Consider the following 8174-nt stretch of genomic DNA (forward strand, 5'->3'; position numbering starts at 1 on the left):
ATTCTTGGGCTGCCCATTTCTCCATTTTTTTGCTTACCTCCACCTTAATTCCTTCTTTCAAAACTATACCTATCAATCGTTTCCCCTTTTTTTAAGTTTCTTCTCTTTTTGTTAAGAAAGATCCGACTAATGGATAGCTTATCAAGGGGGGACTAAGGGGGGACTAAGGGGGGATCAAGGGGGGACTAAGGGGGGATCAGAGGCAAAATCTATCTTCAATTTAATTATAACTACTTACTTAAATGGCTGATAGATAAAAGAAGATGAGTTTCTAATCGGTTGCTATCTGCCTCCATAGCTCCAGCTATTCTGAACCATTTAAACCCTTTGCTGCCCAGGGTCTTCTTCTTGTCCAAATTGATCAAGTTTTTGCCATCATCGACCAGAAAATTTAGTTTAATTGTCTGGGTAATCAGTGCAGTTATTGAAGAATTTTCCCCAACCAATTAGGCAATCAACCTAGTTCCTTAAGGGAACCTAGGGGAAAAGATTATGCACAAAAATGATAGGATTGATTGATACCTAGCTGCCGTTAATCGCTATCGATGAAACCTTTACACCAACTTTATCGCTATTTAAGTTTATTTTGCCTCTGTCTTCTTCTGACTGTGGGCTGTCAGTCCACTAATTCCAATTTACTACAAGTAGATAGCGATCGCCTGATGATTGGGACAACCCTAAAACCACGCTCGATCGATCCGGCCGATAGTTATGAGTTAGCGGGACTTTTTATTATTTATAATCTCGGTGAAACTCTCTACACCTACGCCGAAGGAACCACTAATTTAAAGCCTCTCCTTGCCACGGAATTGCCCCAAATTAGCCCCGATGGTTTGACTTATACTATCCCAGTACGTCGGGGAGTTATCTTTCATGATGGCACGGTTTTTAACGCAGAGGCGATGAAGTTTTCCCTAGAAAGATTCATCAAAAATGGTGGCGAACCGTCCTTTCTTCTCCGGGATACAATTGATAAAATCACCGCTACAAAAGAAGACGAAATTACTATTAAACTAACAAGACCTTTTGCCGCTTTTCCCGCTCTTTTAGCTTACCCCGGAGCCTGTGCGGTTTCACCCAAATTTTATCAAATTGGCGAGGGTAAATTTAAACCCGAAGAATTTATCGGCACAGGACATTATCGATTAAAAGCAGTTACTAGCGATTCTTTTAGTTTAGAAGCCTTCGATCGCTATTGGGGAGAACCGGCCAAAAATAAGGGAGTTAATGTGCAAATTTATCTCTCGAATCCTGCCAATTTATTTAACGGTTTTCAAACAGGTGCGGTGGATATTGCTTATCAATCTTTACTGCCTCCTCAAGTGAGAAAATTACGCACAGAAGCAGCCCAGGGAAAATGGCAAGCGATCGAATCTTCTGGGGCAGCAATTAACTTTATGAGCGTCAATCTCAAAAGTGAACCCACCGATAATATTTTAGTGCGACAAGCAATTGCTTCTCTAGTCGATCGAGATTTACTTAATGATCGCATTTTACAAGGTCAAGGGATACCTCTTTTTAGTCTCATTCCTACTACTTTTTCCGAGTCACAACCGGTGTTTAAAGAGCGCTATGGCAACCATAATATAGAGCAAGCAAAACAATTACTAAAAACTGCTGGTTATAGTCCAGAAAAACCCGCAATTGTAGAAGTTTGGCACTCCTCGGGATCGATTACTTCCAGCAGCGTGGCAGCAGTGATGAAAGCTCTAGCAAAACGGGATTTAGATAATATGATTCAATTTGAACCCAATAGTATCCTAGGAGCGGCCTTTTTCCGTAATATTAGCCGGGGACTTTATACCACTGCTCTATCTAATTGGTATCCCGATTTTTTGGATGCAGATAACTATATTTATCCCTTTTTAGATTGTGCTAAAGGTTCCCCAAAAACTGGTTGTGAAGAAGGAGGATCGCAAAGTCAAGGCTCATTTTTTTACAGTCAAGAAATGAATCAATTAATCGCACAATCCCGTCGGGAAAGTAACCCAGCCAAAAGAAAGCAGATTTTTGGCAAAATTCAAGAAATTCTCGCCGATGAAGTTCCCTATATTCCCCTTTGGCAAACCAAGGAATACGCTTTTGCTCGCCATGGCATCACGGGGGTTATCATCAATCCCAGTCAAACTTTTCCCTTCTGGACAATTGCCAAAAAATCCTGATAATTAATTATTAGGAGTCAGGAGATAGGGTGGTCACTGCGTGCGCGTTGCGGAGGGTTTTGGGGTGATAGGGTGATGAGACAGCTTCCCCACTTCCCCACTTCCCCACTTCCCCACTTCCCCACTTCCCCACTTCCCCACTTCCCCACTTCCCACTCCCGATTCCCTTCCTCATTCTCCATTTTCCTATGAAACTAACAGCAATGTCCTTTAATATTCGCTACGATAAACCCGATCCTGATGAGCGTAATTGGCGAGTAAGAAGGGAAGCAGTAGCGGCTCTAATTGCTCACTATTCTCCCGATATAATTGGTACTCAGGAAGCTCGCGCTAATCAACTATTGGATCTACACCGTTTATTGCCAAAATACCAAAGTTTAGGCAGCGATCGCAGAGGGACAGGATTAGATGAACATTGTGCGATTTTATATCAACCAAGTCGGTTAAAATGTTTAGAAATATACGAATTTTGGCTATCAGAAACTCCCGATATTGTTGGCAGTATCACTGAAGCTTGGGGTAATCCTTATCCCCGCATGGTAACGGGGGCTAAATTTCGCACTCTTGAGGGGCAAACTTTGCAGTTTTATAATACCCATCTCGATTACTATAGCGACAAAGCTAAGGACTTAGGTGCTAAGTGCATACAGGAGCATTTTTGTCAACTAGATTTAACAAAAGATTACCTATTTTTAACGGGTGATTTTAATGTTAATTCTCAACGATTACCCCGTCAGATTTTAACTCAAACTCTCCAGTCAGAAATTAGATTAAAGGATGCTTTAGCCGATTTGGAATTAGCCGAACAAATGAGCTTTAATAATTATACCGATACCCCTTATTTAGCCATCGATACCATTTATTATGATAGCCGTTTGCAGTTAGATTGGGCAAAAGTCGATCCTTCCCGTTGGTTGAATCTGATTCCTTCCGATCATTATCCCGTAATTGCTGCTTTTACCTTGCCCTAAAAATAGATGATTTTTTTATTTAGCAAATATATAGAGGGTAAAAGCTTCAGCAGACTCTGGTGATTCGATGGTTAAATTTGTTAAGTTTTTTAAACGACAAAAAAATTAACAATAAGCGCAAGCCTTGCCAGATATAGATCGCTCTCAATGGCGAAACCAATAATAATTATTTCCAAAAACTTAAGATTTATTTAAGTTTTTAAAGGGCAGTAATTACCGCATTTGTGTTATAAAAATAACAAGAACAATTTCTTGACCGAGGAAAAATTTATGAGCATCGAAGACAAAATGAAAGCGGCTGCCAAAAATGTCGAGGGGAAAGTACAATCGGCTGCTGGAGAATTAACTGGCGACGAGAAAATGAAAGCAGAAGGAGAATTAAAGCAGGTACAAGCAGCGGCAATGAACGTGGCAGCTGATGTCAAAGATAAGGCAGAAAATTTGTTGGAGGACATGAAAAACGCTGCCCAGGACGCAATCGAAAACATCAAAGACAAAATTAACTGAACGGGATTAAAATCATGATTAATGTCATTTCTTGGATAATTTTGGGCTTTATTGCTGGTGCGATCGCAAAAGCTATTTATCCTGGGCGACAGGGGGGTGGTATTTTTGCCACGACTTTGCTAGGAATTATCGGGGCTTTTGTGGGGGGAACCCTGTTAAATTTGCTTCAAACTGGCAGTTTTGCCCTAGGGAGTTCTAGCTTGAGCATACCGGGTATTTTTGTGGCTATTATCGGGGCAATCCTGTTTATTTTCCTCTGGGGATTAGTTACCAAACTCCTTTCTCGCTAATAGTCTTAACTCCTCTTTATTTGATTAATTCCACCCCATCTTTGCCGTCAATCTCTTGTAGATAAACCTTTACCTGTTCCTCGGCTGCGGTGGGTAGTTTTTTGCCCGTAAAATCCGGGTGAATTGGTAATTCCCGATGACCACGATCAACGAGGACTAATAAGCGGATTTTTTGCGGTCTGCCATACTCAATAATAGCATTGAAAGCGGCGCGGATCGTGCGACCTTTATAGATAACATCATCGACTAAAATCACGGTTTTTCCCGTGACATCTAGGGGCATTTTGGTTTTAGCAGGAGTGCGGGTTTTAATGCGATCAAGATCGTCGCGATAGAAGGTAATATCGATCGCTCCCACGGGAACTTTTACCCCTTCTAAGCTCTCAATTTGACTAGCAATTAAATTAGCTAAAGGCACTCCTCGCGTGTAGATACCGATCAAAATCAAATTATTTAAATCGCCACTTTTTTCGATAACTTCGGAAGCTAAACGGGTAATGGTGCGACGAATTTCGTCAGCCGAGAGAATTTCAATTAACTGTGAGGTCATAATTTTCCAAGACAAGGGGGGATAGGGGATAGGGAAATTTTTACAGTAATGGTCTTTTTTAACTTTTTCTTTTTTCCTTTAAAACCATCTTCCCACTAACGAATATAATTATTTTCACTTACCTATTTTACCTCGATCGCTCATGAGTGATGAATTATTGCAAAAATCTGCCCTAGAATTAGCCCAACTGATTCGCACTAAACAAATCTCCCCCCTAGAATTAACCCATTTATACCTCGACAGAATTGAAAAATTTGACAGTCAAATTGGTGGTTTTGTCCATGTCGCCGGGGAAAGCTCCCTAGCAACCGCGGGCGCCCAAACGGAACAATTAAGTCAAATCACCGATACTGCCGAATTACCGCCTTTTTTTGGAGTTCCCACCGCCATTAAAGACTTAAATGCCGTCGCTGGAATGCCAGTTAGTTACGGAGTCGCCGCCTTACAGGGAAATATCGCCCAATACGACGAAGGAATCGTCACCAGAATGAAAATGGCGGGTTTTATCCTTCTGGGCAAAACTGCCACTTCCCAGTTAGGTTCCTTTCCCTACACCGAAAATCCGGGTTTTTTGCCGACTCGTAACCCCTTCAACCGCGATTATACCGCAGGAGGTTCCAGTGGCGGCGCGGCGGCGGCGGTAGCGGCGGGTTTCTGCCCGATTGCCCAGGGTTCCGACGGTGGTGGTTCCATTCGTACTCCGGCGGGTTGTTGCGGTTTGGTGGGGATAAAACCCAGTCGTGGGCGCGTTTCCTATGCCCCGGTGGGGGAATTTCAAAGCGGTATCGCCACTAACGGCACTCTTTCTAAGACGGTGGCAGATGGGGCGGCGCTGCTTACCGTGATTTCGGGCTATACGACGGGCGATCCCTACTGGCTACCCGATCCGCCCTTTTCTTTCCTAGAAGCCACTCAGAGAGGCGTAAAACCCCTAAGAATCGCTTTTTCTACTTCCATATCTCCCTTCGGTGAAGCGGCTTCCGTTTATAAAAATGCTGTGATCGAGACGGCTAAAATTTTAGAGGACATGGGGCATCATTTAACCGAGTATTCTCCGGATTTACAGGCTTTAATCGCTCCTTTTCGCCGTATTTGGCAAGCGGGGACGGCAGCGGCGGCAATTCCCAAGCAGTTATTAAGTCCCCTTAATCAATGGTTATTAGAGAATTCTGGCAGCGCGGGGGAGTACCTGCAAGCAGTGCAGCAGATGCACATTATTTCGCGGCAAATTGTGGCGATGTTTGATAATTTTGATGTCTTACTTTTGCCCATTTTCCTACATCAACCCCCCGGAATTGGTGAGTGGGAAAATTTACCACCAGAAGAAGCGATTAATAATATAATTCGTTGGATTGCTCCTTCTCCGATTGCTAATGCGAGTGGTTTACCCGCGATTGCTTTACCCACAGGGGTTGATAGTCAGGGTTTACCCGTGGCAATTCAGTTAGTAGGTAAACCTGCTGATGAAATCACTTTGTTAGGTTTATCGGCACAATTAGAGGCAGCTAATCCTTTCGGTTTGACTGCTAATTTTAAGTAGGTAGGTGTTAAAAGTTGTCAGACACCCCCCTTATTAAGGGGGGACTAAGGGGGGATCGAAGCTAAAATCCATTTTTAATTTAATTATAACCAGCTACTTAACTAGCAAGACTTTCGGTAAATTGGGGAATGGAAGCGATAAGTTTACGGGTGTAATCGCTTTGGGGAGAGTTGATAATTTCGTTAGCTGTACCAATTTCCTCAATTTTACCTTTATTCATCACCATAATGCGATCGCTCATAAATCTGACGACACTTAAATCGTGGGAAATAAAGATATAAGTGAGATTAAATTCCTGCTGTAATTCTTTGAGTAAATTTAAGACTCCCGCTTGCACGGAAACATCTAAAGCAGAGACAGATTCATCACAGATAATAAACTGAGGATTTAAGGCTAAAGCGCGAGCAATACACACCCTTTGTCGTTGTCCTCCCGATAATTGATGGGGATAGCGATCAAACCAATTAGGATCGAGTTTAACTCGTTCTAATAAATATTCTACTCGTTGCCGTTGCTTTTTGTAATTGCCGCCGGTATGATGAATAACCATCGGTTCTAAAATTGCTTTACCGATGGATAAACGGGGATTCAGGGAGTTGTAGGGATTCTGAAAAACTATCTGTAATTCCCGGCGCAGTAGTCTTAATTTTGGATCGCTGGGGTTTAATTTAGCGAGATTTTCTCCTCGGAAATAGATATCTCCAGAAGTGGCAGGAATTAAGCGCAGAATTGTCCTTGCTAAGGTAGATTTTCCGCAGCCCGACTCACCGACTAAACCCAGGGTTTCCCCCCGTTTAACGGCAAAACTGACCTGATCTACGGCATTAAAAAAGGTCTTTACTTGCCCGAAAACTCCCTTAACTGGAAATCTAACCGATAAATTTTCTACCGATAAAATATTCTCGTGATGTTGTAAACCTTCAATTCTGCTTTCTTCCTCTTGGAGAGTAATAAATTTAACTGCTGGTGGAGTAATTTCCTGTAATTCAATAATCTTACCTTGAGAGTCTTTTTCCACTCGTAAAAAATCGCTGACGGTGGGCAATTTTTCTGGACGAGAGTTTAAGCGAGGACGACAGGCAAGTAAACCTTTTGTGTAGGGATGTTGGGGATAATTTAATACTTCTTCTTTAGTTCCCTGTTCGACAATTTCTCCTTGATACATCACGACAATTTGATCGGCAATTTCGTTAATAACTCCTAAATCGTGGGAGATAAAAACCATTGACATTTCTCGATCGCTTTTACACAAATCTCTTAATAATCTTAATATTTCTGCTTGGACAGTCACATCTAAAGCGGTGGTTGGTTCATCGGCAATTAATAGGGTAGGATTACAAGAAATCGCCATGGCAATCATTACCCTTTGTAATTGTCCCCCCGATAATTCGTGAGGATAACGCTTGAGAATTGCCTCTTTTTGTTCCTGAATATAAGTTCTAATTTTTTCTCTGACATGACCCTTATTTTCTAAGGGAAAAGTTTCTATATACTTCTCCTCCAACTGTTCATCACTGGGTAATAAGCGCACTTCTTGCAGTAGAGAGATGGCTTGATTTTTTGCCTGTTCAGTGGTGACTTTTTGATGCAGTAAAATTGCTTCTGTGAGTTGAAACTCGATGTTATAAACTGGATTAAGAGAACTCATTGGTTCTTGGAAAATCATCGCCATTTCTCCCCCGCGATAATAACGCAATTCTTCCGGGGGAATAGATAATAAATCTACTGCTTGCATTGACGGACCTTTTGCCGGACGAAAGCAAATTTCTCCCCCGGTAATTTTTCCAGGAGAGGGAACCAATCCCATGAGTGCAAGGGAGGTGACGGATTTTCCTGAACCCGACTCCCCCACACAACCGAGAACTTGACCTTTCTGCAAGCTAAAACTAATGTTATTAACGGCGACTGTTGTTCTTTTCTGATTAGAAAATTCAACGGTGAGATGGCGAACGTCGAGAACTTTGTTATCCATAGCTCTTTAACTGGTGAAACCTAGCATCATCTTAACCTAAGTGGCTCTTCGTTACTTGGTATGGTTCGATAGGGGAGCATAAATCGACTAAATCCTTATCTGGCAAGAGACTTAATTGATTAGTTCGCTCTAGAGAAAAATAATTGACAAAAATCGCTAAATGCCTTTCTATACAAGGGTTA

At 42.1% G+C, this 8174-nt stretch carries 7 protein-coding genes; 5 read left to right on the plus strand and 2 right to left on the minus strand.

What is annotated here, in order from left to right; all coding sequences use genetic code 11:
• Positions 1-545: 545 nt before the first annotated feature.
• The 4 genes from IM509_RS15950 to IM509_RS15965 all read left to right on the plus strand — a co-directional run bounded on the left by IM509_RS15950 (position 546) and on the right by IM509_RS15965 (position 3930).
• Positions 546-2162, plus strand: a complete 1617-nt coding sequence (locus IM509_RS15950) for an ABC transporter substrate-binding protein (RefSeq protein ID WP_072926583.1) — start codon at positions 546-548, stop codon at positions 2160-2162.
• A 188-nt stretch (positions 2163-2350) separates the two neighbouring features.
• The gene (locus IM509_RS15955; RefSeq protein WP_072926584.1) at positions 2351-3133 is read left to right on the plus strand and encodes an endonuclease/exonuclease/phosphatase family protein; all 783 of its coding nucleotides are present in this window, start codon (positions 2351-2353) and stop codon (positions 3131-3133) included.
• A 270-nt stretch (positions 3134-3403) separates the two neighbouring features.
• Complete coding sequence (locus IM509_RS15960) at positions 3404-3640, plus strand: CsbD family protein (RefSeq protein WP_052278120.1); 237 nt, start codon at positions 3404-3406, stop codon at positions 3638-3640.
• A 14-nt stretch (positions 3641-3654) separates the two neighbouring features.
• Positions 3655-3930 carry a GlsB/YeaQ/YmgE family stress response membrane protein gene (locus IM509_RS15965; protein ID WP_170863924.1) on the plus strand — a complete coding sequence of 92 codons (276 nt, stop codon included), beginning with the start codon at positions 3655-3657 and terminating at the stop codon, positions 3928-3930.
• A gap of 16 nt (positions 3931-3946) precedes the next feature.
• Here IM509_RS15965 and pyrR read toward each other — a convergent pair whose 3' ends face one another.
• Positions 3947-4480, minus strand: a complete 534-nt coding sequence (gene pyrR / locus IM509_RS15970; RefSeq protein WP_002769862.1) for a bifunctional pyr operon transcriptional regulator/uracil phosphoribosyltransferase PyrR — start codon at positions 4478-4480, stop codon at positions 3947-3949.
• A 142-nt stretch (positions 4481-4622) separates the two neighbouring features.
• On the opposite strand from pyrR, the gene IM509_RS15975 reads away from it, so the two are divergent.
• Positions 4623-6020, plus strand: a complete 1398-nt coding sequence (locus IM509_RS15975) for an amidase (protein WP_052278119.1) — start codon at positions 4623-4625, stop codon at positions 6018-6020.
• Between the two features lie 97 nt (positions 6021-6117).
• On the opposite strand, the gene IM509_RS15980 is transcribed toward IM509_RS15975, so the two are convergent.
• Positions 6118-7992 (minus strand): ABC transporter ATP-binding protein, encoded by a 1875-nt coding sequence (locus tag IM509_RS15980; protein ID WP_185237846.1) that lies wholly within the window; start codon positions 7990-7992, stop codon positions 6118-6120.
• Between the last annotated feature and the right edge of the window lie 182 nt (positions 7993-8174).

This window comes from Microcystis sp. M31BS1 (assembly GCF_020245285.1).
GTDB lineage: Bacteria > Cyanobacteriota > Cyanobacteriia > Cyanobacteriales > Microcystaceae > Microcystis > Microcystis panniformis.